This is a genomic window from Prochlorococcus marinus str. MIT 9401, from assembly GCF_000760095.1.
GTDB classification, from domain to species: domain Bacteria; phylum Cyanobacteriota; class Cyanobacteriia; order PCC-6307; family Cyanobiaceae; genus Prochlorococcus_A; species Prochlorococcus_A marinus_I.
In genome coordinates, this window is sequence record NZ_JNAR01000007.1 from 17494 (window position 1) to 40859 (window position 23366).

Below are 23366 nucleotides of genomic sequence, written 5' to 3' on the forward strand. Positions count from 1 at the left end.
ATGATTAAGCCAGAGATTGTACCCAAAAGAAAATTACCTCGTTATGGGTTCCATTTTTATAATGAAAGGCTCAATGGAAGAATGGCCATGATAGGGTTTATTGCGCTAATTCTTACAGAATTTTTCCTGAAACATGGTTTGTTGTTATGGTGAAATTAGTTTTAACTAAAAATACAATAATTTGAAAAATCTTCTTGGAAGTAGTGTTAAAGAACTAGAAAATGTAGCTTTAAACTACGGACAAGCTGCTTTTAGAGGACGCCAAATTTATAATTGGATTTATAACTATAGAAATAAGAAGAAAAATATTGATCAAATAGAAGTCTTACCTCTAGATTTTCGTAAAAAGTTAAAAGAAGATGGTTTTAAAGTAAGCGAACTTAGTTTTCAAGAAAAAAATTTGTCTAATGATGGCACTCTAAAGTTATTACTTTCCACAGCTGACAATGAAAGTATTGAGTGTGTTGGCATCCCAACTCAAAAAAGACTTACGGCATGTCTTTCTAGTCAAGTGGGATGTCCTATGGACTGCAAATTCTGCGCAACAGGCAAGGAGGGTTTGAAAAGATCTTTAAAAGCAAGTGAAATATTAGATCAAATTTTATTTATTGAAAATGAAATGAATAGAAAAGTAACTAATATTGTTTTCATGGGTATGGGTGAACCTCTTTTAAATATTGATGAATTGCTTTTGTCTATAAGATCTATAAATAAGGATTTTCAGATTAGTCAGAGAAAAATAACTGTAAGTACCGTTGCTGTTCCAAAAATGATAAAAAAATTATCAGAGAAGTCTCTTAATATTTTAGGCAATTGTCAATTTACGTTAGCTATAAGTCTACATGCTTCGAACCAAAACATAAGAGAAACTATAATACCGAGTGCCAAAAACTACGAGATAAGTAATATAATTGAAGATTGCAAGCAATTCGTAAGAGATACAGGTCGTAGAGTGAGTTTTGAATATTTAATGCTTAGCGGGGTTAATGACAAATTAGAACATGCAAATGAATTGAGTAATTTATTGAGAGGTTTTCAATGTCACGTCAATTTAATACAGTATAACCAAATTGATGAGGTTGAATTTAAAAGAGCTTCTTTAAAAAATCATCAATTATTTCAATCTAGACTTTCCAATAATGGAATTGCTGTCAGCTTCCGACAAAGCAGAGGTTTAGATAAAAATGCTGCATGTGGTCAACTAAGACAAAGTGCAAGTAATAAATAATATTTTCTAAGAAAAATTTTTTTAAAATTCTATTAAACAGGTTATTATTATGTTAATTAATTTCAAATCTTTGGGTTTTATCAAGACAAAAATTGTACCTTTGGCTATCGTCGCACTTTTTGGGATTGCTTTCTTTGCAGTAAGCGCAAGAATTTGGTTGCCAGGAGATATGATGTCTCCTGCTCCCATGAATTAATATTTTTAATTTTTTGAAAATGACAAAAAATAATGATCCTAATAAAGAAAGCTTGGCTGAAATAGCAGTTGACCCAGATGTTTTAGCAAGAGAATTGGCCCTAGATATTGAAATAGATCCTTTGGATCAAATTGATGAAGATTCTTTTTCAAAAGGTTTAAACATAACCCAAGAGTGTAATGAAGCTTTAAAAATGCTAAAAGGTAACAGAGAAGAAAGAATACAGGGCTTAAGAATATTTTGTGAATATAGAGATCAAAGGTCTTTCCCTCTTTTATTACCATTATTGGATCAGCCTTGTCCTGTTGAGAGAATGAGTGCGGTTTATGCTTTAGGTCGTAATCCATGTCCCAGTGCAGTTCAAAAACTTGTAAGTCTTTTGGAAACTGACGATAATGCTTATGTCAGAAGAGCGACGGCATGGAGTTTGGCTAATTATGATAACGAAATTGTTTTAAAGCCATTAATAAATGCTTTAAAAAATGATGTAGCTGCGGTAAGGTTATGGTCATCTAGTTCTTTAGCTGAAATCGGAAATGTTTCTTTGGAAAACGCTCAATTAGCAGCTGAACAGCTTTTAATTAGTTTAAATATTGATAATGAACCAGGAGTAAGAAGTAATTGTATTTGGTCATTGTGTAGATTGTACGAAAAGTTAAACAATTCATTTCAAGAAAGTTTCATTGATGAATGCACAAAGATAGCTCTTTTTGATAAAGAGCCATCCGTTATGGAAGAAGCAAAAACTGCCTTAGATTCAATGGGGATGCAGGGTTTTTATAATTAAATATCATTTTTTTCTATCAGAACTCTTCTAAAAAAAATTTAATTTATTAGATATTCAATATAAAAAGTAAAATTAATTAACTTGTACCAACTGAAACAAAAAAATTTCGTTATTCTATGTAAAGTAAAAGTACTTTGTACTTGAGTTTAATGCCTCAAAAAACATTGAGATTCAAAATTCATCAAGATGGAAGAGTAGAAGAGACTGTTGAGGGATTTAGTGGTAATTCATGCGAAGAAGCTACAAAAAATCTTGAAGATGCTCTTGGTAAAGTAACAGTTAAGAATAAAACATCTGATGCTTTCATCTCTAATCAAAATGAAAAACTAAAACAATTTAACAACGGATCTAATGTCACATTTTAGTACTATTAAAACTCAGCTTAAAGAAGCAGAGCCATTAATTATGGCTTTAAATAATCTTGGTTATCCAATTAATCAAGAAGAAAAATTTGTCAGAGGCTACAGAGGTAAGTTTACTGCTGTTGATATAAGCTTAAATTTACCTGGTGATACCAAAGTTGGCTTTAAATGGGACAATCAATCAAATGCTTATGAATTAGTTACTGACCTAGATCTATGGAAACTTGAGATCCCAGTAGAAAGATTTATTTCAAAAATTACTCAAATGTATGCTTACCAAACAATTATTTCCAAAACAAAAGAGGAGGGCTACCAAATCGTAGAACAAAAAAATAAAAATGATGGTTCAATCGAATTGGTTTTAACCAAGTGGGAAAGCTGATATTAGACTATGGATTCTATAGATCCATTTGATGATGTTGTAGGCAATATTGAAATTACAGGTAGGGAGCCTGTACTAGGTGGTCAGTTAGCTGAGAAGGCTGTATGGGTTGATGAGTCTAGATGTATTGGTTGTCAGTACTGTGTACACGTAGCTTCGAATACTTTTTTGGTTGATGAATTTCATGGTAGGAGTCGAGCTATGAGACAAGATGGAGATAGTTCTGATGTTATACAAGAAGCTATAGATACTTGCCCTGTTGATTGTATTCACTGGGTAAAGTTTGAAGAATTGGATGATTTAGAGAATAGCCTTGATAGGGATATGTTTCAATCATTTGGCAAACCACCAAGAATGAATAAGCATTAATTTAAAAAATGCAATATCGCAGATTTGGAAGAACTAATTTAAACATTCCTATTTTATCCTTGGGTGGCATGAGATTCCAAAAAAGTTGGGATCAATTAGATTTTTCTGAAATTTCTTATGAAGAACAAAATAAAGTAGAAAATATACTAAATTTGGCAAATAAATATGGCTTAAGCCATGTCGAAACTGCTAAATACTATGGAACTTCAGAAGTGCAATTAGGAATGGGTTTTCAAAAAACTAAAAAAATTCCAAACATTATTCAGACAAAGATTCCTCCAAATAGTGATCCAGAAATTTTCGAGAGAGATGTAATATCAAGTATTGAAAGATTGAAAGTTAAAAGAATTGATTTGCTAGCGATTCATGGCATTAATACAGACGAGCATTTACATCAGGCTGTTAAAGATGGAGGGTGTATTGACGTCTTGAGGAATTTGCAAAAAGAAAATTTTATTGGATCTATTGGATTTTCGACCCATGGAAAATCTTCACTCATTGAGAAGGCCATATCAACAAACTTATTTGATTATGTAAATTTGCACTGGTATTTCATCAATCAAGAAAATACAAAGGTTATTCATCTAGCAAATAAGTATGATCTTGGGGTTTTTATAATAAGTCCTACCGACAAAGGGGGACATCTTCATACTCCCTCAACAAAAATGTTAGAACTTTGTAGCCCACTGCATCCAATAGTTTTTAATGATCTTTTCTGCCTAAGAAATAAAAATGTTCATACTCTTAGTGTGGGTATTGCAAAAGAAGCAGATTTTGATTTGCATTTAGAAGCGGTCTCTCTTTTATCCGACTCTGAACAGTATGTTCCAAAGATTATAAACAGATTAAGGCAAGAATCAATTAATGCTTTAGGTTTAGAGTGGTATCAAAATTGGAATAAAAATTTACCAAGTTGGGAAAATACACCAGGAAATATTAACATTCCCGTTATGCTTTGGCTTTCAAATTTAGTAGATTGGCTTGATATGGAAGGATTTGCAAGATCAAGATATCAATTGCTTGGTAATGGAAGTCATTGGTTCCCAGGCTCTAACGCTAATTTATTAGATGTGGATGTTTCTGAAGGCCAATTATTGAAAGTTTTAGAAGGCCATATAAATCCAAAAAAAGTTATAAATAAATTGAGAACTTTAAAAGAAAAGTTTGGTGATAAGGTTGCTAAAAGATTGTCAAAAAAATAGTTTCATAATGGATTCTTCTGAGCTTTACCAACTTTTCTTGGGTAAATTTCAGGGCAAAAATTTTTTGGCTTAATAAGAATAATATTTCGGGTACCTTTATTTCTTGGTAACAATATCTTTTTTTTCTCTTTGAATTTTCCCTCTAATATTTCTAAAGTTTTATCTAGATTTTTACTTTCTTCATCAGTCCATTTGCCACAATATAAAAGTCCTAACCCTTCCTTTTTTAGCATTGGTAGTATATATTCTGAAACTGTTGATGGATTACTCACTGCTCTAGTAGTAGCTATATTGAAACTATTTCTCATTGACGATTGATGGGCTAAGTTCTCTATACGATCATTAATTACATGAATATTGTTTTTGAAATTGATCTCTTTGATTAAGATTTTTAGTGCATCTGTTTTCTTTTTTGAAGAATCAACTAGGTATATTTCTGAAGTAGGATGAGTTATGGCGTAAGCTAAGCCAGGGAACCCACAGCCGGATCCAATATCTAAAAATTTTTTATTATCAAAATTAATAGTCGGGAAAGTTTTAAAGGGCCAAATGCTGTCAAAAACTTGAGATACCCAATAATCATCACCATTAATTAACCTTGTTAAGTTGGTTTTATTATTCAATTCTTTAATTTTAATTTTTAATTCTTGAAACATAAATATCTCTTCTTCAGTTATTAAGGAAAAAATTTCTTTTGGAATGTTTTGTTTTTTCATTTCGTTATAAATATAAATATTTACCATTTATAAATACATTCTATTTATTAAAAATTTATTAGAATTAAAATATCAATAAAAGACTATTTTGAAAGGGGAAATTTCTTATTACAAAATTTTAGGTGTAGATGAAAATGCCTCAAATAATGAATTAAGAAAGGCATTTTGCAAACTTTCCATTGAGTTACACCCTGATACAACATCTTTAGAAATAGATGATGCTAAAAGTAAATTTCAAGAAGTTTTGGAAGCTTATGAAAATTTGAATAATAGTAATTTGAGAAAAATATATGATGATAAATTAAAGGAAAAATATAGAAGTAAGCAAAAGACTAAAGTTTTAAATAATTTAATAATCGATTCAAATAATCAAAATTTATTAGAGAACAGAAGACCTTTTTCAAGTGGGGAATTGTTTTCGTTATTTCTTTTATTTATTATCATTTCTATTAGTTTGATTTGTTCAATTTTTATTGCCTCTTTTACTGGCAAAGAATTAGATACAATACCTATCTGGTTAGTAAAATGATATTTTAAGCAGGTTGTGAATCTCCCTAAAAAACCCATTAACCAACATTCACTTCAATCATTGGAATTGTGGCTAACTGATTTAGGTGCTGTAAAGGATGTTAATAATCCATCAAAATGGTACCTGCTACTCTCTAATTGGAATGCAACTATTATTTTTGAACAAGAAGATTTAAATGTCATCTGGAAAAGTGAAGGACAGGAAACTAAAAGATTATTTTCTTACTGCATTAATAGAGAAGATGTAGAAAATGCAATACTGCAGGGACCGTAAATTTTTATCTAAAGATTGTCTAAGATTTGCTTGATTATCCAGTAACTTTTTTCTAATTGATCATCAGTTATACAGAGAGGCGGCAAGAGGTAAATAACATTCCCGAGGGGCCTAATAAATAAACCTTGCTCCATTGCACGACTCTTTATTTCTTTCCCAATATTATTGAAATAACCTTTTTTGTTCCCAATCTCTAAATCAAAGGCAGCAATTGTGCCGGATACCCTAATCTTTTTTAAATAAGGTAAGTTTTTAAATTTATTTAAATGAGATAAATGTTTTTCTTCAAATGAAAGGTATTTGTGTGGTTCTTTTTCTAATAAATCAAGGCTAGCGTTTGCTGCAGCACAACCTAAAGGGTTAGCAGTGAAGCTATGTCCATGCCAAAAAGTTTTTCTTGGGGAATCATCAATAAAGGATTGAAAAATTTTTTCTTTACATAAAGTTATTCCCATCGGTAAAAAGCCACCAGTTAACCCTTTTGAAATACTTATTAAATCAGGAATGATTTTTGCCTTTTGGAATGCAAATAGGCTTCCACATCTCCCAAAACCGGTCAACACTTCATCTGCAATTAACAAAGAATTATTATTTTTTATAATTTTTGAAACTTTTTTTATAAACTGAGGCCTAACCATATTCATGCCTCCTGCTCCTTGAACAAGTGGCTCAAGAATTACTGCAACTGTAGGAGTTTTAAGTAGAACTTCTAATTTTTGGATAGCCTCATTTTCTTTATTTTCTACTTCATCATCATTCATCCAAGTTGAAGGCCAGGGGACTCTTCTAACTGGGAACATAAGATTATCGAAATTCTCATTAAAAATATTCCTTTCACCTAATGCCATTGCTCCAAATGTATCGCCATGATAGGCGCCATCAAAAGCTACTATTTGAGTTCTTGTCTCTCCTCTATTTTGCCATGATTGGAAGGCAATTTTTAAAGCGACTTCCACTGCAGTAGAACCGTTATCAGAAAAGAATAATCTTTCTAGTTTTGTTAATTCACTAAGTCTTTCCGCCAATTTTTTTGCCTGTGGATGTAAAAAATCAGCAAATATAACTTGCTCAAGCTTTTTTGATTGTTTGAAAATGGCATCCGCAATATATTCGTTACTATGACCATGAAGAGTTACCCACCAACTACTAATTGCATCAATTAGCTCTTTTTTAGGATCTTTAGTAAATAGGATGGCATCTTTACCATGAGTTACTTGTATTTGCGGTTTGCTGTTGTTGATTTGTGTAAAAGGTGGCCAAATATTTGGGTGCCAATTTTGATTTGGAGTTTTTGAATCCAAAGATTTCATTTAACTTATTTTTGAGTTTAAAAGGGAGATCAACTTATTCTTGATGTCTAGTTCTTTCCATAGTATATCTAAATTATTTGAGTCCATTTTTTTGATGTAAGGAAATTCAGCAATTAACGGAATACCACTAAAATCAACAAGAGTTTTTGGATTATCTAAGTGTTTTTCGCCATTGACTATTAAACCTAAAATCTCAATATTTCTTCGGTTTAAGGCCTCAATACTAAGCAGGGTATGGTTAAGAGTGCCAAGTGAGCTCTTACATACTAGTATTATCGGAAGATTCCATTGTTTTATTTGATCTATTTGCAAAAAATTGCGTGTTATTGGAACCATTAATCCACCTGCAGTTTCTACAATTAATGATCCTTGCACTTTTGGCAATTTCAACTTGTCAAAGTTAATAGTTTTTTGATCTATTTCAGAAGCCCAATGAGGAGATAGAGGTTTTGTAAAGACATAAGCTTCTTTGATGATTTTCTCTTTACCTGCTTGTGTAAGTTTTTTAACAGTTTGACTATCAGTTTGCGATTCAATACCACTTTGAATAGGCTTCCAGTAAAAGGAATTTAACCCTCTAACGAAAAAAGAGCTTATTAAAGTTTTTCCAATATCAGTATCTGTTCCACAAATTATAAATTTGAAAATACTATCCTGACTATTCATAATTTCCTTATGATTTGAATCGCAATTTGCCATGAAAGGTTCACTGTATTATTGTAATTCTTTGGCCAAAACTTTTGAATTTTTTTTAACTCCTTTACTGTTTTGCGTTGACAATTTGTTGATTGTGCTCCTACATTTTTAATGCTTCTAAAAAGCTTATATACATCTTCAAAATTTTCAAGATAATTAAACTTTTCTGAATAAAGAATTTCATTCGATTTGAAATCTTTTAATAATTCTTTACTGTAAAGGAAATTAAGACCACTATATTCAATATCAATTTTTCTACAAGTATCTTTCCATTCAGGAAAACAATCTTTTGTTGGATATGAAATGATTAAAAAACCTCCAGATATTAATTTACTAAACCAATTTTTTATTATCTTTTCTGGGTTGTTTAACCAATGGATGCAAAAGTTAGATGTTAAAAGAGAACAGTTATTGATTTCAGGAGGTAAATCATTATTCAAATCCCATAAAATTTTTTTACTAGATGATTTATTCTCAAGAAGCATTTTTTTGCTGAAATCAATTCTGGCTACTTTTTGGGAAGAAAAATTTTTTTCTATTTCATCAGCTAATATTCCTGGTCCTGAGCCTAGATCTATCCATTCACCTTTTTTTTGAGGATTTAATTCTTTGATAAATTGAACAATTTTTTTTGCAAAAAATTTCTGAATATTTGAATGATCGAAATACCGATATGCAGCATCATTGAAATTATTTTTTATTTTCTCATTCCACTTTTTACTATTCATTTCAATCATTAAGTCTATTTAGTAAGATCTCGTATAAATTTAAATTATTCAAGCAATGACCTTGTTGAGCTAATTTAATTAAAATAGGTTTCCTATCAAGTATTTTATTTAAGGAATCTAAAAAGTTATTATTTGATTCTTTGTCAAGAATCAAATCATTTTCTGATTTTATAAAAATAATTTTGCAATCTTTTCTTAAGAACACTGGAAAATCTCTATTGACGTAAAGTTGTTTTAAATCGCCTAAAAGTAGAGTTTTATTTAAATTTTCTAAACTTTTATAAAAGATATTTTTAAAACTATTATTAATATGATTAGGCATAAATGATCTATGTATAAATTCTTTCAACATATCCTTAGGTTCATCTTTTATGATTTTTGTCTCCATTCTTTTTAGAGACCTCAAAATAAAGTTTCTCTTATTACTTAAAGGAAGAAAATTATTAAAAGAATTTATAAGAACAATATGAGTTGCTTCTTTTAATATTTTTTTTGGCATTAAATGAAAACCAAATGAATGGCATAAAGTCATTCTGATTTCTTTTTTAGATTCGCTTTTAATCCATTTTGCTTGATAATTTTTTGTTGAGAAATAGCCCCTTTCATTATCTTGCCAATGCCAATCATTATTTAAAAAATCAACTTTATAATCATCCCAGAAATATTTATTTAGTCCCCACCCATGTTGAGTAATAATTTGTTTCATTTAAACTCTTTTAATACTGAAATGAAATTATTTAGCAGATTTAAATCTAAGTTTCTCCTTATTGTTATTCTGATTCTTGATTGACCCACTGGAACAGTTGGAGGTCTTATTGCAATTGCTAAAAATCCATTTTTTTCGAGATATTTTTGTAGATCAATTGCTTTCTCTTCTTTGCCAACAATAATTGATAAAATGTGAGAATCTCCCTGAACTGGAAAACTAAAATTTTTAATAATTTCATCTCTCCATACATTCGCAGAAGATAACAAATCAATACCCCATTCTTTATTTTCTAAAATTTTTTTTAAACCTTCTAGGGCCCCAGCAGCCAAAGATGGCGCAAGTGCTGTTGTATACCTAAATGCACCACTTGTTTGGATAAGATATTCTCCAATTTCTGAATTGGAAGCTATGAAAGCTCCACCGCTGCCAAATGCTTTTCCAAAAGTTCCGGTAATCATAGTAATATCTGAACGACAATTAAAACTTAAACCCCTGCCTTCAGGGCCCAAGATCCCAATTGCATGAGCTTCGTCAACTAATAATTGAACACTATTTTTTTTGCAAATTTCGGTTATTTCTCTGAGCGGAGCAATTGATCCCTCCATGCTATACAGAGATTCAACAACAACTAAAATGGAATTTTTTGTGGGGTTAGATTTAACAATTTTATCTTCTAAATCTTTTAAATTATTGTGTGAAAATCGAACTAGTTTTGCTTGAGCAGCTTTAACTCCAACCAATAAAGAGTTATGGATCAATTTATCTGCTATTACGATACTATTTCTGTTCGCTAAAGCCTGGATAGCGGCTATATTTGCTTGAAATCCGCTTGGGAAAAGTAATACTTTCTCTTGATCAAGCCAATTGGCAAGTTCTGTTTCTAATAATTTATGTATTGGTCTTGAACCTGTAATAAACCTAGAGCTTCCTGAACCAATGCCTTCTAACAAGCTTATTTCGTAAGCAGCTTTTATTAAATCCTTGTCCCTGCTTAATCCAAAATAATCATTACTGCATAAGTCTATAAGTTTTTTATTTTGCGAATTTAAACTTAGAAGTTCGAAGGATTTTTTACCTAAAGAAAATGTTTTTAATTTACGGATTCTATTTTTTGGAATTTTTACTTTTTTCATTTTGGCAAAATAAAATATAGTGGATTTAATTAAAAAGATTTAGATTTACTATTAAAGTTTGCAAGGTATTTTTTGTTTATTAATATCTATATAGATCATATATTAAGAAGTTAACTCATCCTCTCTTCAATCACAATTATTGCTTAATTTAGAGGAATATTTCCCCTTTCCGCTAGATGATTTCCAATTAGAAGCAATACGAGCTATTAATAGCGGAAATTCTGTTGTTTTAACAGCACCAACAGGTTCGGGTAAAACATTGATAGGTGAATTTGCTATATATAGAGGCTTATCTCATGACAGCAGAGTTTTTTATACAACACCTTTAAAGGCCCTATCAAACCAAAAGTTTAGAGATTTTGCTAATCAATATGGTGAGAATAAAGTTGGTCTTTTAACTGGAGATATAAGCATAAATAGAGAAGCACCAATCTTAGTCATGACGACTGAGATTTTTAGGAACATGCTTTATGGTGAATTTGATGAATTTGATGATCCTTTAGAAAATTTAGAATCTGTAATTCTTGATGAATGTCATTATATGAATGACCCCCAAAGAGGTACAGTTTGGGAAGAAACTATAATTCATTGCCCTACTAGAACTCAAATAATAGCTTTATCAGCAACAATAGCCAATGCAGATCAATTGCAAAATTGGATAGAAAAAGTTCATGGGCCCACAGTACTAATTAATAGTGATAAGAGACCAGTCCCACTTGATTTTATTTTTTGTAGTTTTAAAGGCCTCCATCCACTTTTAAATAATAAGGGTAATGGAATTCATCCAAACTGTAAGATTTGGAGAGCTCCTAAAGGGCAGAAAATCAGAGGGAAAGTGGGCAGGATAATGCAACCAAAGTCTCCCTCAATTGGCTTTGTTATCTCAAAGCTAGCTGAACGAAATATGTTGCCAGCTATTTATTTTATCTTTAGTAGAAGAGGATGTGACAAGGCTATTGAGAATATAAAAGATTTAACTTTAGTAAGTTATTCAGAAGCAAGTATGATATCCCAAAAATTAGATGTTTATCTTAAAAATAATCAGGAAGCAATTAAAGATAAGTCTCAATGCGAGGCATTAAAACGCGGTATTGCATCTCATCATGCTGGATTATTGCCTGCATGGAAAGAATTGGTTGAGGAATTATTTCAGCAAGGTTTAATAAAAGTTGTTTTTGCAACTGAAACTCTTGCTGCAGGAATAAATATGCCCGCAAGAACAACTGTTATTTCTTCTTTATCAAAAAGGACGGATGATGGTCATAGATTATTATTTAGCAGTGAATTTTTGCAAATGTCAGGAAGAGCTGGAAGAAGAGGAAAAGATACCCAGGGATATGTTGTTACATTACAAACAAGATTCGAAGGTGCCAAAGAAGCAAGTGCACTAGCTATAAGCAAACCAAATGCTTTAGAAAGTCAATTCACTCCAAGCTATGGAATGGTACTTAATCTTTTACAAAGTTATACTTTAGAGAAGTCTAAAGAATTAATTAAAAGAAGTTTTGGTAGTTTTTTATATTTAGGTGAATCATCAGGTGAGAATATAATTCTTGAAAATTTAGATAAGGATTTAATTGAGTTAAAAAAAATTACATCTAACGTTTCATGGAAAGATTTTGATGCATATGAAAAGTTAAAAAATCGTATTAAAGAAGAGAGAAGACTCTTGAAAATTTTAGAAAAACAATCAGCAGAAAAATTATCAGAAGAGATAACCAATGCGCTGCCATATATTAAAGATGGAAGCTTAATTTCAATCAAAGCTCCCCAAATTAAAAGAAAAATTGTTCCAGGATTAATTTGTAAGAAAATATATGAATCCCAAAAAATTAAGAGTTTATTGTGTTTGACAATTGATAATTTATTTATTCTTATAAAACCCTCATACATAGTAAGTATTTTTAATGATTTGGATGCAATTGATGTCTTAGGACTTGAAGTGCCAAAGATGTATTTTTCTGGAGAGGTATTTAGGGGAGATGATATGTCGCAGTGTTATGCGGATCAAATTTTAGAAGTTTCTAAAAAAAATGATTTACAAACTCCACAATATGATTTGACAACGGAAGTTTTGGCACAAAAGAAACAAATTAATAATTTAGAAGAAACCGTTACTGATCATCCTGCACACAGATTTGGAGACTCTAAGAAATTAAAGAAATATAGAAAAAGAATTATTGATGTTGAACAAGAAATAAATATTAGAAAAAAACTTCTTGAAGATAAAGAAAATCATAACTGGAGAACTTTTACTGATTTGATTAAAATTTTGAATCATTTTGGTTGTTTAAATGATTTGGAATTGACAGAAGTAGGACAAACAGTTGGTGCAATAAGAAGTGAAAATGAATTATGGATTGGTCTTGTTTTAGTTAGTGGTTATTTAGACGATTTAGATCCTCCTGAGTTAGCTGCAATTATTCAAGCTATATGTGTTGATGTAAGGAGGCCTAATCTTTGGTGTAATTTCAAGCCTTCTTCTAAGGTAATAGATGTTTTTAATGAATTAGATGGTTTAAGAAAATTAGTCTCTTTTCAACAAAATAAGTTTCATATTGAAATTCCTATTTATTTAGAAACGGAGTTGACTGGAATTATTTCTGAATGGGCAAGAGGAAAAAAATGGAAAGATTTGGTTTTTAATACTTCATTAGACGAAGGAGATGTAGTGAGGATTATTAGAAGATCAATTGATGTCCTTTCTCAAGTGCAATACTGTATTGGTGTTAGTAATAAATTAAAAAGCAAAGCTAAGCTAGCATTAAAAGCTATAAATCGTTTTCCTGTTTCTGAATCTAGTGATCTTATAAAAGTCTCTGAAGATATTAATCCTGCAACAAAAAGAATTGACAATAATTTTTAGGGTTTTTAATCAAATCATTGAATTTATATTCATTGCTTCATCAAATTCATCTTCGTTTAAATAACCTAATTTAATTGTTGCCTCTTTTAGATTTAATGATTCTTTGAAAGCAAGGTTTGCAATTTCAGCTGCTTTTTCATATCCAACTTTTGGGACTATGGCTGTAACCAACATTAGTGAATTTTCTAAATTTAACTTCATTCTCTTTTGATTAGGTTCCATCCCATCAACTAATTTTGTTCTGAAGTTTTCTATTACATTTTTAAGTAATTTTAAACTTGTGAGAATATTAAATCCAATAAGAGGCTTATATTCATTCATCTGTAAAGTGCCGCTAGAATTTGCCATTGAGACTGCATATTCAAGACCCATTATCTGAGTACAAACCATTGATAAGGCTTCGCATTGAGTTGGATTTACTTTACCCGGCATAATAGAACTTCCAGGTTCATTTTGAGGAATAATTAGTTCATATATTCCTGATCTTGGACCAGAAGATAGAATTTTTATATCATTTGAAATTTTAAATAATGCACCTGCTAATATTTTTATCTGACTCATTACTTGAGCAAGACGATCATGCGAGGCCATGATAGAAAAATTATTTTTTGATTTATAGAACATTAGATTAGTATCATCCGAAATTGATTTTATAGACTCTTCACAAAATCCTTTTGGACAATTAATTCCTGTACCAACCGCAGTTCCTCCCAGAGGTAAGAAATACAATTCATTCAGACTCATAATAATTGCATTCTCAGCATCTTTAAGTTGCTCTGACCATCCTGATATTTCTTGCCCAAAAGTAAGGGGAACTGCATCTTGAAAATGAGTTCTTCCTATCTTTATAAGGTCTTTCCATTCCTCACTTTTTTTATCAAGAACCTCAGTAAGTTCTCTTATCGTTGGAACTAAATTTTTGATTATTTCATTAACAACAGATATTTGAATAGCAGCAGGAAAAGTATCATTAGTTGACTGAGATTTATTTACATCATCATTCGGATGAATTGGTTGATGACTACCAAGCTCTGAATTTGTTTTTAATGCTGCAATATTTGAAATTACCTCATTTACATTCATATTTGTTTGCGTGCCACTACCTGTTTGCCAAACCCTTAAGGGAAACTGTGAATCATGAAGCCCATCAAGTATTTCTTTACATGCCTCTACTATTAAATCTTTTTTTCTTTTATCTATTAACCCTAAATTGAAGTTCGCAATTGAGGCAGCTTTTTTTATGAGGGTGAGTGAATAAATTAACTCAATTGGAATTAGTTCTTCTCCAATGGAAAAATTTATTATCGATCTTTGTGTTTGAGCACCCCACAAAGCTTCTATGGGAACCTCTATTGTTCCCATACTATCTTTTTCAATCCTAAAATTTTTTGTCATTATTCCTCTGAAAACGCTGGTTTAACTTAGATAAGGTTTTCAGCAATCCTAGATACCTAACTTCTCCCATATTACACTTAAATTATTGAGATGAATTGAAGGATTAAAACATTCTTCTAAGTCACTTTGCTCAATAAAATCCATTATTTCATTATCTCTCTCTATATTTTGTTTGAAATTCCCATTCTGAGTATTCCAGGCCTGATGCGCATTTTTTTGTACTAAGCTATAAGCCTTTTCTCTAGAAAAGCCCTTCTCTACTAGCAAAAGTAAAACTTTCTGACTAAAGATTACACCACCATATATATTTAAATTTTTGAGCATATTCTTTGGATAAACTTCCAAATTGGTTACTATATCTTTCATTTCTCTGAGCATAAAATGCAAACAGATTGACACGTCAGGTAACATGATACGTTCATTTGAACTGTGGCTTATATCTCTTTCATGCCAAAGTGGAACATTTTCTAGTGCTGTTAAGACGTAACTCCTCAAAATTCTTGCTAAACCGCTTACTCTTTCACTTCGTATAGGATTTCTTTTATGAGGCATAGCAGAACTTCCTTTTTGCCCTTTTGTAAATCCCTCCTCGACTTCTAAAACATCAGTTCTTTGTAAATTTCTTATTTCAGTTGCGAATCTATCTAGAGAAGCGCCAACTAGTGCGATAGTTTGCACATATTCTGCATGTCTGTCTCTCGAAATAACCTGCGTACTTGCTGTGTCAGGTTTTAAGCCGAGTAAATCACAAGTTATTTGTTCTACTTTGGGATTCGTATTAGCGTAAGTTCCCATGGCACCACTTATTTGTCCAATTGCTACAGATTCTTTCAGTGTTAACAATCTTTTTTTGTTCCTTATTATTTCTGCTAACCATCCAGCAAGTTTAAAACCGAAGGAAATTGGCTCCCCATGAATTGCATGAGATCTGCCAATCATTAATGTATTTTTATGCTTTCTTGCTAATAATCTGACTTCATTTTCTAGGTTCTCAATTTCTTTTAATAACAATTCGCAAGAATCTTTTAACTGAAGAGATAAGCCAGTATCAAGTACATCACTACTGGTCATTCCAACATGTATGTATCTTCCAGAATCTCCTACAAATTCATTAACACTTGTAAGAAATGCTATGACATCATGTTTAACTTCTTTCTCAATTTCTGTAATTCTAGATTCATCAAACTTTGCATTTGAACGTATCTCTTTAATGGCATTCTCAGGGATTTTCCCGAGGGAAAAATTTGCTTCACATGCAGCTATCTCAACCTTAAGCCAACTCTGGAATTTTGCACTTTCAGTCCAGATTTTCCCCATTTCGGGTAATGTGTAACGCTCGATCACAATTTTTATTTATTATCAATTTAAACTTTATAACAAAATCGAATTATTGCCCTATCCCTTTAGAGATGTACTTGCCATTGAACATATTTGACTGATTATTATTTTCCTATGTAACATTTTTCTGGCTAATAAAGAAAGCTTAAATATAAAAATGTTTGCATATATTCCTTAGTTAATCATGGGTAATTTTTTAGTTCTTATTTAAAATTGAAGGGTATTAAAGAATTTGGATCTTAATCTTATAGAAGTTCATTATTCAGTCATTTTTTATTGATTAATATATGATTAAAAAAAGTAGATTAGATCTTTATCTTCTAAATAAAGGTTTATGTGAAACTCGTCAAAAAGCCCAAGGTTTAATTCTTGCGGGAAAGGTTAGAGATATCAATGGAAAAGTATTGGATAAACCTGGACAACAAGTATTAATTGGATCTGAGTTTTTTATTGATTCCGCGCCTATGTTTGTATCAAGGGGCGGCGAAAAATTATTGGAGGCATTTAAAAAACTTGAAATTAAAGTAAAAGACAAAATATGTATTGACGCAGGAATCTCTACTGGGGGATTTACTGATTGCTTATTGCAACAAGGCGCAAAGTTAGTTTATGGGATAGATGTTGGTTATGGACAAACTGCATGGAAGATTAGAAATAACCCAAAAGTTATACTTTTTGAACGAACAAATATTCGAAATTTAAAACCTAATGACCTTTTATCTAGAAGTAATGAATTACCAAATTTTGTCGTTGCTGATTTGTCTTTTATTTCATTAAAGTTAGTTTTTAAATCTATTGGTAATTTATTAGATGGTGATTGTATTGAGGGAATATTTTTAATTAAACCCCAATTTGAGGTAGGTAAAGATAAAGTCAGTAAAGGAGGTGTTGTTCGCAATCCTAAATTCCATACTGAGGCTATAGAGTCTGTTATCTATGCTGCTAAGAATTTCCAATGGAATATAAAGAATTTAATAGCTTCTCCACTGGTAGGTCCTGCTGGTAATCACGAATATCTAGCTTGGATGACCTTAGGAAGTCAATCAAATAAAAGTATTAATAGTGAATATATACAAAATTTAGTAAAAGAAACACTTTGAATTAAAGAGCCTCTTCGTTTTTTTCGCCAGTTCTAATTCTTACAACTGAATCAATTGATGTGATGAATATTTTTCCGTCACCTATCTCTCCAGTTTTTGCTGCTTCAGCAATTGCATCTATGACTGAATTAACCTTTTCATCATCTACGACAACTTCTACTTTAAGTTTTTGCAGGAATTCAACAGTAAATTCGGAACCTCTATATCTTTCAACTTGTCCTTTTTGCCTTCCAAAACCTCTAACTTCACTAACTGTCATTCCAACAATACCGGAATTTACTAATGCAATTTTTACATCCTCCAGCTTGAATGGACGTATGATTGCTTCAATTTTCTTCATGATTAAAGATTGAACATTCCTATTTTAATTGTTTTTTGGGAAAACATCCAACATTGAAATATCAGAAAAACATTCAACATTAAGGCCAGCATTCTTGGCGTCTTCAATTAGTAGTTGGGAATTTTCTTCAGAAATTATTACTGTACTGTTTGACAACGCTTCCCACTGATCATTCTCAAAGTGCGTTTGAAGCCATAACATTCCAATTGCAGTTTTTGGTTGAAGGGATTTATTTAAGTTGTTATCGATAGTTATCAAACAAATGTCCATTAATTTTTCATTGAACTAAACACATATAAACCTTTCGGCGGACATTATGAATGTTACTATTGATACAAAAATAAGATTTAACATCTTTTGAATTCGTTAATTGTAATACTTAGATTTGTTGATACTTTTGCGAATTTTTATCTTTATATATAGTTTTTATATAGGTTTAATAAAAAAGTTCTATTAAAAAATGAGTACAGCTAAATTAGAAGATTCGACTCAAAGACCGCTATATGGTGAAAGAATTATTGAAGAATCAAAAATAATTTGTTTCGATAATCCAAATAAGAAAAGAATTTATGAAATTTCTATTCAGTTACCTGAATTTACATGTAAGTGCCCCTTTTCTGGTTATCCAGATTTTGCAAAGCTAAATATTATTTATCAACCTAATTTGAAAGTCTATGAGTTGAAGTCTTTAAAGCTTTATATTAATAATTTTAGGGATATAAAAATATCACATGAGGAAGTTGTGAATAGAATTATGGATGATTTAGTGAATGAAGGTTCACCTCACTGGATACATTTAAATGCTGCATTTAACCCCAGAGGGAATGTTTCTATGCAGTTAGATGTTTTTAGTGGGCAGAAAAGAAATTAAAAATTTTTTATTTCGTCGGATAATTTAAAAAATTCTTTTTTAAAACCAACTAGATTTTTATTACTAAGGCCTCCAATAGATAACTTTTGTGAATCTTTATTTACCAGAATCCATAATTGGTTAGTTGGTATAAGACTTATCATTGTTCCAAAAATTATTAAGATAAAAGAAAAATAAATAAATGGTATAGACGGATCATTTTTAATTATTAATCCACTGCTGGGGATTATTTTTTTCAGAGATACTTTTGAAGAGTTAACTTCTAAAGGATCATCATTGATGAAGAGATTATTCCCGGAAAAATTTTCTATATTCGAAATTTTAAGTGGACCATTTTCATTATCTATCGTTAAAAGGAAATTTTTTTTAGTCTCCGATCCTAATTCGACTAAAACTCCCCAAACTTGATTGCCGATTTCTGGAATCTCCTTTAATTGTAATTGATAAAGGATATTATCTATTTCTAAAACAACATTTGATATTGCCCAATCTGCTTGATAAATAGTTAATCCTTTAAACCTGATTGGGTGATTAACTTTGGTTATTTTTATTTCATTTAAATTTAGATCTTCAGAAGAAAAATTTAATTTTGAAATAAACTGTTTGGGCACACCATCACTTTCACGTTCTATAGAAAAATCGACTAATTTTACATTGGCTTTTGAGTTTGTGCTCTCATTAACAAGATTTAAAGTTTCTCCAGGAAGTAAATATTGTTCTTTTGATTGACTTGTAAAACTTCCATATGCTGAACCTATAAGTAAGACTATTAATCCGATATGTACAACTAGAGGACCGATTTTTCCAATTAACCCCTTTCTCGCAGAAATATGACTATTAGATTTGTATGTTTTCCATCCTTTTTTTTTAAGTAATAAATCTACTTTTGATATATGTTCTCCATCTTCATTGATTGAATGACTTGTAGTTAGTTGCAGTTTGCTAAATTTTTTTTCGCTCTTATATTCAATCCACTTTAATGAAGCTTTTAATGAAGGAATTTGCCTTCTGAAACTACAAGCTGCCAGAGAAATGCAAAGAAGAATTAATGTAAATAAAAACCAAAAGCTTGTATATATGTGATCCAATTGAAGTTTTAAGACTTTTTCACCATCTAAAAATCCAAGAATGGGAGCTCTATCGAAATTATCAATATAGAATTTATTATTACTACCTTGAGGTATAAAAGTACCTATTCCACTTGCAATAGCAATGAAGATTATCAGCGATATAGCGAATCTTAAACTTGATATTTTTAAAATTAGATTCTTAAAAATAATCATTTAAATCCAATTTGAAAATAAATTTAATAACCCTAGGGAAACTAAAAATATTCCACTTAAAGTTGGAATTATTTGACTAAATTTTCTAAGAGCTAAAAATTGCTTTAAGTTTTCTGCTGTAGCTCCTGCAATGATTAATGGGGTTACTTGACCTATCCCAAAGAAAAATAAAAAAATAATAGATACTATCGGGTTTTTAGCTTGCGATACCCAAGCTAGAAGAGTTGCTAAAACTGGCGTAATGCAAGGTGAAGAAGCTAGTCCAAAAGTAGTCCCTATGGCAAAAGGCGCTATAAATGTTGGTATTTTATCTTCAATTATTTTTATATCAGGTCCATTCGGAAACTGAAACTTTAGAATTCCTAATAAATTTAAACCCATTATTATTGCTATTAGGGCAACAAATGAAGTGTAATAAGATGGAATTTGCCCATATATTTTACCTAAGAATCCACTCGCAGCCCCCAGTGCAACAAGCGAAAAAACTACACCTCCTGAAAAACTAATAAGTTTAAATTTATTTTTCTCTGTTCCGCCTATATAAGCAATTGTCACTGGAAGTAGTGATAATGAACATGGCCCAAGACTTGTTAAAAGTCCTGCGCTGAAAACCAAAAATATAGTAAGTGGACCAGGACTATTAAGACCATTCTGCATAAGCAGATTACCTTTTTGAGATAATTCTGAAATAACTAAATTAAATGATTCGATAGCTTAGATTTAATCCTTTAAATTCTAACTAATTCAGAGTCTTTCGTGTACTAATCATACCAATGAATCCTGTTGACTCTAATGAACATCTAACTAACATCCCTGCAATAAAAAAAGACGCTATTAATGAATTGCCACCATAACTAATGAAAGGTAGTGGTAACCCTGTAGTAGGCATTGAACCTGTTGCTACTGCAATATGCATTATTGATTGACCTGTCAACAACACACCACATCCAATAGCAACTAATTTTGTATAGTTGTTCCTGCACTTAAGACTAATTCTAAGGCTTATATAAGAGAATACTGCTAAAAATCCTAAGAATAAAGTACACCCCAATAAACCAAATTCTTCCGCAAAAATGGCAAAAATAAAATCTGTATACATAAACGGCAGATACTGTAATTTTTGTATTGATAGTCCAAAACCTTGGCCAAATAGTCCACCTGAACCTATAGCTAATAAACTTTGAACCAATTGAAATCCATTTTCTTGTTGATCTTTCCAAGGATTTATAAATGAAGTAACTCTCAGTTTTTGATATTCGTTATTAAGGATGCTGATACATCCAGTAATTAATCCTATTGAAGCAAATGAGCAAAGAGAGCTAAGTTTTACTCCTCCACATAAACCCATTACCCAAAGAAGAATTCCAGTTAATGATGCAGTACTTAAATTAGGCTGTTTAAGTATTAATAAAATTAATAAAGCAAAGGTTATAATTGAAATTAATTTTTTATCATTCTTTACTAGATTCCAATGTGCGAAAAGATTAGAAGCTTCTAGAATTAGAAAAGGTTTAATTAATTCAGATGGCTGCAAACGTAAATTGCCAAGCACTAGCCATCTTGAAGATCCATTAACTGTAATTCCAGTAAGATTGGTAAGGAAAATCAAAAAGAATAAAATATAAAAAATAATTCTTGAAAACTTTAAAAGATTTCTAATTTTTGTATTAAGTACGAAATAAAATAAACCAATTCCTGGAATTGTCAAAATGATTTGTTTTTTTAAGAAGTAAGCCCAATTTCCCATTTCCCTACTAGCCACCCACCAACTTGATGATCCTAGTATGCATATTCCTAATATTGACCAAATTCCAATGATGACAATGAGGATTTTTGCTTCATAAGGCCATATCGCCCAAGGTAAGGGGAATATAGACTCTGTTAAATTGATGAAATTTTTTTTGTAATTAGAACTAAAGGTTTTTTTTCTTTTAGAAATTCTTTTATATTTAATTTTTTCTTGACTTATCTCCAATTTTTTAGATGTATATTTACTATTGAGACGTTTAATTGAGATTTTGCCAAGTCTTTTATTAACGTTTTAAAGCGTTAATACAATTTAAAAGATGACTTTTCATAAATTTTAATTTTGAAGAATAAAGTAAAAAATGGCCTAGAGATTCATCATAAATCTTAAGAATTAATTTTTTATAAAAAAAAACTAGCTAAAAGGCACCTCTCCGTGATAGATTCCGTGAGTTTATATACTTACTTAAAACCATTCAGAGGGGTTTCTAAACTATGTTCACATCAGTGGACTCAAATAGAAAAAAACTTGAGCATCCTTCTAATGAGAATGTTCAATTTCCTCAATCCTTGAATAATTCGATCATCAAAGAAAGTAAATCTGGCATTGCCAATCAAATAGATAATTTGCTTTCCCAAAATGATGAATATACAAAATTGCAATTAACAATTTTTGGAATTACTTTTATTGTTTCTATTTTATTAGCATCAATAACTGGAATTTTTCTAGGCTTTACTTTTGGTTTTAGTATTTTTATAGGTGCAATTGCCGGCATTTTTTACCTACGTTTGCTTGCCAAAAGTATAGGGAAACTTGGTAAAGAATCATCAGGTGTATCAAAATTGCAACTATTAGTTCCAGTTTGCCTCTTTATTTTTGCGAGCAAGCTAGGATCATTGGATATTTTTCCTGCGATGATAGGGTTTTTCATTTATAAGCCTTCACTCATTCTTTATTTTTCACGTTCTTAAGTAAATTTTTTTTATTCAAAACAAATGTTTTTTAATTCCTTGCTAACAAATTTTGCAGCATTAGAAGTTGGTCAACATCTTTATTGGCAAATTGGAAATATCAGACTTCATGGGCAGGTATTTTTAACATCTTGGATTTTATTAGGAGCGCTGTTAGTTTTTATTTCTTTAGGAACTAAAAAGATGGAAAATGATCCTAAAGGTCTTCAAAACCTGCTTGAGTTCCTCTGGGATTACATAAGAGATCTTGCAAGGACGCAAATAGGTGAAAAAGTATATAGAGATTGGATGCCATTTATAGGTACTTTATTTTTATTCGTCTTTGTTAGTAATTGGGGAGGAGCTTTAATTCCTTGGAGATTGATTAAGTTACCAAGTGGAGAATTAGGAGCACCTACTGCAGATATTAATACAACTATAGCCTTGGCTTTATTGGTTTCACTTTCTTATTTCTATGCAGGTTTAAGCAATAAAGGTTGGAGATACTTCGAATATTATGTTCACCCAACTCCTATTATGCTTCCTTTCAAAATTCTAGAGGACTTTACGAAACCTTTATCACTCTCTTTCAGGCTATTTGGAAATATTTTGGCTGATGAACTTGTTGTAGGTGTTCTAGTCTTTTTGGTTCCGCTAATTCTACCAATCCCTGTTATGTTTCTAGGATTATTTACAAGTGCAATTCAGGCATTGATTTTCGCAACTTTAGCTGCCTACTACATTGGAGAAGCTGTTGAAGAACATCATTAGCTGTCTTCTATCACATTCAGAGGCTTTTACAAAGAGTCTGTAATCTGGCAAAATATCTAATCGCGTAGGTCTGAACATATCAGAC

28 protein-coding genes are annotated in these 23366 nt (G+C 30.9%); 15 read left to right on the top strand and 13 right to left on the bottom strand.

Annotated features, from left to right (window positions below; translation table 11 throughout):
* The 8 genes from EV01_RS09965 (at position 1) to EV01_RS06065 (ending at position 4526) form a co-directional block, all read left to right on the top strand.
* Positions 1–153: a high light inducible protein gene (locus tag EV01_RS09965; RefSeq protein ID WP_011863593.1), complete on the top strand. Its 153-nt coding sequence runs from the start codon at positions 1–3 to the stop codon at positions 151–153.
* Positions 154–181: 28 nt separating this feature from the next.
* Positions 182–1228, top strand: coding sequence for a 23S rRNA (adenine(2503)-C(2))-methyltransferase RlmN (rlmN, locus tag EV01_RS06090; RefSeq protein ID WP_032518104.1), 1047 nt, complete (start codon positions 182–184; stop codon positions 1226–1228).
* A 49-nt stretch (positions 1229–1277) separates the two neighbouring features.
* Complete coding sequence (locus EV01_RS09695) at positions 1278–1424, top strand: hypothetical protein (RefSeq protein WP_193741406.1); 147 nt, start codon at positions 1278–1280, stop codon at positions 1422–1424.
* 19 nt (positions 1425–1443) lie between these two features.
* On the top strand, positions 1444–2211 hold the full coding sequence (locus EV01_RS06085; protein ID WP_032518105.1) for a HEAT repeat domain-containing protein: 768 nt from the start codon (positions 1444–1446) through the stop codon (positions 2209–2211).
* Between the two features lie 149 nt (positions 2212–2360).
* Positions 2361–2576 (top strand): DUF2997 domain-containing protein, encoded by a 216-nt coding sequence (locus EV01_RS06080; protein ID WP_032518106.1) that lies wholly within the window; start codon positions 2361–2363, stop codon positions 2574–2576.
* Entirely contained in the window at positions 2563–2955 is a 393-nt protein-coding gene (locus EV01_RS06075) for a DUF1257 domain-containing protein (RefSeq protein ID WP_032518107.1), read from the top strand. Before EV01_RS06080 ends, EV01_RS06075 begins: the two co-directional genes overlap by 14 nt.
* A gap of 9 nt (positions 2956–2964) precedes the next feature.
* Positions 2965–3324, top strand: a complete 360-nt coding sequence (locus tag EV01_RS06070; RefSeq protein ID WP_032518108.1) for a ferredoxin — start codon at positions 2965–2967, stop codon at positions 3322–3324.
* Positions 3325–3332: 8 nt separating this feature from the next.
* Positions 3333–4526, top strand: a complete 1194-nt coding sequence (locus EV01_RS06065) for an aldo/keto reductase (protein ID WP_032518110.1) — start codon at positions 3333–3335, stop codon at positions 4524–4526.
* Positions 4527–4528: 2 nt separating this feature from the next.
* On the opposite strand, the gene rsmG is transcribed toward EV01_RS06065, so the two are convergent.
* Positions 4529–5242, bottom strand: coding sequence for a 16S rRNA (guanine(527)-N(7))-methyltransferase RsmG (gene rsmG / locus EV01_RS06060; RefSeq protein WP_032518433.1), 714 nt, complete (start codon positions 5240–5242; stop codon positions 4529–4531).
* Positions 5243–5330: 88 nt separating this feature from the next.
* Here rsmG and EV01_RS06055 point away from each other — a divergent pair, with 88 nt between their 5' ends.
* The gene (locus EV01_RS06055; RefSeq protein ID WP_032518111.1) at positions 5331–5771 is read left to right on the top strand and encodes a J domain-containing protein; all 441 of its coding nucleotides are present in this window, start codon (positions 5331–5333) and stop codon (positions 5769–5771) included.
* 15 nt (positions 5772–5786) lie between these two features.
* Entirely contained in the window at positions 5787–6044 is a 258-nt protein-coding gene (locus EV01_RS06050; protein WP_032518112.1) for a DUF3143 domain-containing protein, read from the top strand.
* Between the two features lie 8 nt (positions 6045–6052).
* Here EV01_RS06050 and bioA read toward each other — a convergent pair whose 3' ends face one another.
* From bioA to EV01_RS06025, 5 genes are read right to left on the bottom strand one after another with little or no spacing between them, the layout of a single operon-like run.
* A complete protein-coding gene (gene bioA, locus EV01_RS06045) occupies positions 6053–7354 on the bottom strand; it encodes an adenosylmethionine--8-amino-7-oxononanoate transaminase (protein ID WP_032518113.1) in 1302 nt (433 codons plus the stop codon).
* The gene (gene bioD / locus EV01_RS06040) at positions 7355–8020 is read right to left on the bottom strand and encodes a dethiobiotin synthase (protein ID WP_032518434.1); all 666 of its coding nucleotides are present in this window, start codon (positions 8018–8020) and stop codon (positions 7355–7357) included.
* On the bottom strand, positions 8017–8787 hold the full coding sequence (locus EV01_RS06035; protein WP_032518114.1) for a methyltransferase domain-containing protein: 771 nt from the start codon (positions 8785–8787) through the stop codon (positions 8017–8019). Before EV01_RS06035 ends, bioD begins: the two co-directional genes overlap by 4 nt.
* Complete coding sequence (locus EV01_RS06030; protein WP_032518550.1) at positions 8780–9484, bottom strand: hypothetical protein; 705 nt, start codon at positions 9482–9484, stop codon at positions 8780–8782. Before EV01_RS06030 ends, EV01_RS06035 begins: the two co-directional genes overlap by 8 nt.
* Complete coding sequence (locus EV01_RS06025; protein ID WP_032518117.1) at positions 9481–10620, bottom strand: aminotransferase class I/II-fold pyridoxal phosphate-dependent enzyme; 1140 nt, start codon at positions 10618–10620, stop codon at positions 9481–9483. The genes EV01_RS06030 and EV01_RS06025 overlap by 4 nt, the downstream gene beginning before the upstream one ends.
* A 139-nt stretch (positions 10621–10759) precedes the next feature.
* Between EV01_RS06025 and EV01_RS06020 the strand changes: the two genes are divergently transcribed.
* Positions 10760–13486, top strand: a complete 2727-nt coding sequence (locus EV01_RS06020) for a DEAD/DEAH box helicase (protein WP_032518118.1) — start codon at positions 10760–10762, stop codon at positions 13484–13486.
* Positions 13487–13495: 9 nt separating this feature from the next.
* On the opposite strand, the gene EV01_RS06015 is transcribed toward EV01_RS06020, so the two are convergent.
* Both EV01_RS06015 and purB read right to left on the bottom strand, forming a co-directional pair.
* Entirely contained in the window at positions 13496–14881 is a 1386-nt protein-coding gene (locus EV01_RS06015) for a class II fumarate hydratase (protein WP_032518119.1), read from the bottom strand.
* A gap of 48 nt (positions 14882–14929) precedes the next feature.
* Positions 14930–16225, bottom strand: a complete 1296-nt coding sequence (purB, locus tag EV01_RS06010; RefSeq protein WP_032518120.1) for an adenylosuccinate lyase — start codon at positions 16223–16225, stop codon at positions 14930–14932.
* A gap of 281 nt (positions 16226–16506) precedes the next feature.
* Between purB and EV01_RS06005 the strand changes: the two genes are divergently transcribed.
* Positions 16507–17319, top strand: coding sequence for a TlyA family RNA methyltransferase (locus EV01_RS06005; RefSeq protein WP_032518122.1), 813 nt, complete (start codon positions 16507–16509; stop codon positions 17317–17319).
* A 1-nt stretch (position 17320) separates the two neighbouring features.
* Here the strand turns inward: EV01_RS06005 and EV01_RS06000 are convergent, their stop codons facing one another.
* Together EV01_RS06000 and EV01_RS05995 are read right to left on the bottom strand one after the other, a co-directional pair.
* Positions 17321–17659 (bottom strand): P-II family nitrogen regulator, encoded by a 339-nt coding sequence (locus EV01_RS06000; RefSeq protein ID WP_032518123.1) that lies wholly within the window; start codon positions 17657–17659, stop codon positions 17321–17323.
* 24 nt (positions 17660–17683) lie between these two features.
* Positions 17684–17929, bottom strand: coding sequence for a hypothetical protein (locus EV01_RS05995; RefSeq protein ID WP_011819076.1), 246 nt, complete (start codon positions 17927–17929; stop codon positions 17684–17686).
* 190 nt (positions 17930–18119) lie between these two features.
* Between EV01_RS05995 and queF the strand changes: the two genes are divergently transcribed.
* Positions 18120–18530, top strand: coding sequence for a preQ(1) synthase (gene queF / locus EV01_RS05990; RefSeq protein WP_032518124.1), 411 nt, complete (start codon positions 18120–18122; stop codon positions 18528–18530).
* On the opposite strand, the gene EV01_RS05985 is transcribed toward queF, so the two are convergent.
* The 3 genes from EV01_RS05985 to EV01_RS05975 form a co-directional block, all read right to left on the bottom strand.
* Positions 18527–19813, bottom strand: coding sequence for a cytochrome c biogenesis protein ResB (locus EV01_RS05985; protein ID WP_032518551.1), 1287 nt, complete (start codon positions 19811–19813; stop codon positions 18527–18529). The genes queF and EV01_RS05985 overlap by 4 nt on opposite strands.
* Entirely contained in the window at positions 19814–20470 is a 657-nt protein-coding gene (locus tag EV01_RS05980; RefSeq protein ID WP_032518126.1) for a cytochrome c biogenesis CcdA family protein, read from the bottom strand.
* Positions 20471–20552: 82 nt separating this feature from the next.
* Positions 20553–21788 (bottom strand): FtsW/RodA/SpoVE family cell cycle protein, encoded by a 1236-nt coding sequence (locus EV01_RS05975; RefSeq protein ID WP_032518552.1) that lies wholly within the window; start codon positions 21786–21788, stop codon positions 20553–20555.
* Positions 21789–22054: 266 nt separating this feature from the next.
* Between EV01_RS05975 and EV01_RS05970 the strand changes: the two genes are divergently transcribed.
* Together EV01_RS05970 and atpB are read left to right on the top strand one after the other, a co-directional pair.
* Positions 22055–22531: an ATP synthase gene (locus EV01_RS05970; RefSeq protein ID WP_032518128.1), complete on the top strand. Its 477-nt coding sequence runs from the start codon at positions 22055–22057 to the stop codon at positions 22529–22531.
* A gap of 24 nt (positions 22532–22555) precedes the next feature.
* Positions 22556–23281, top strand: a complete 726-nt coding sequence (gene atpB, locus EV01_RS05965; protein WP_011863567.1) for a F0F1 ATP synthase subunit A — start codon at positions 22556–22558, stop codon at positions 23279–23281.
* Positions 23282–23366 lie beyond the last annotated feature (85 nt).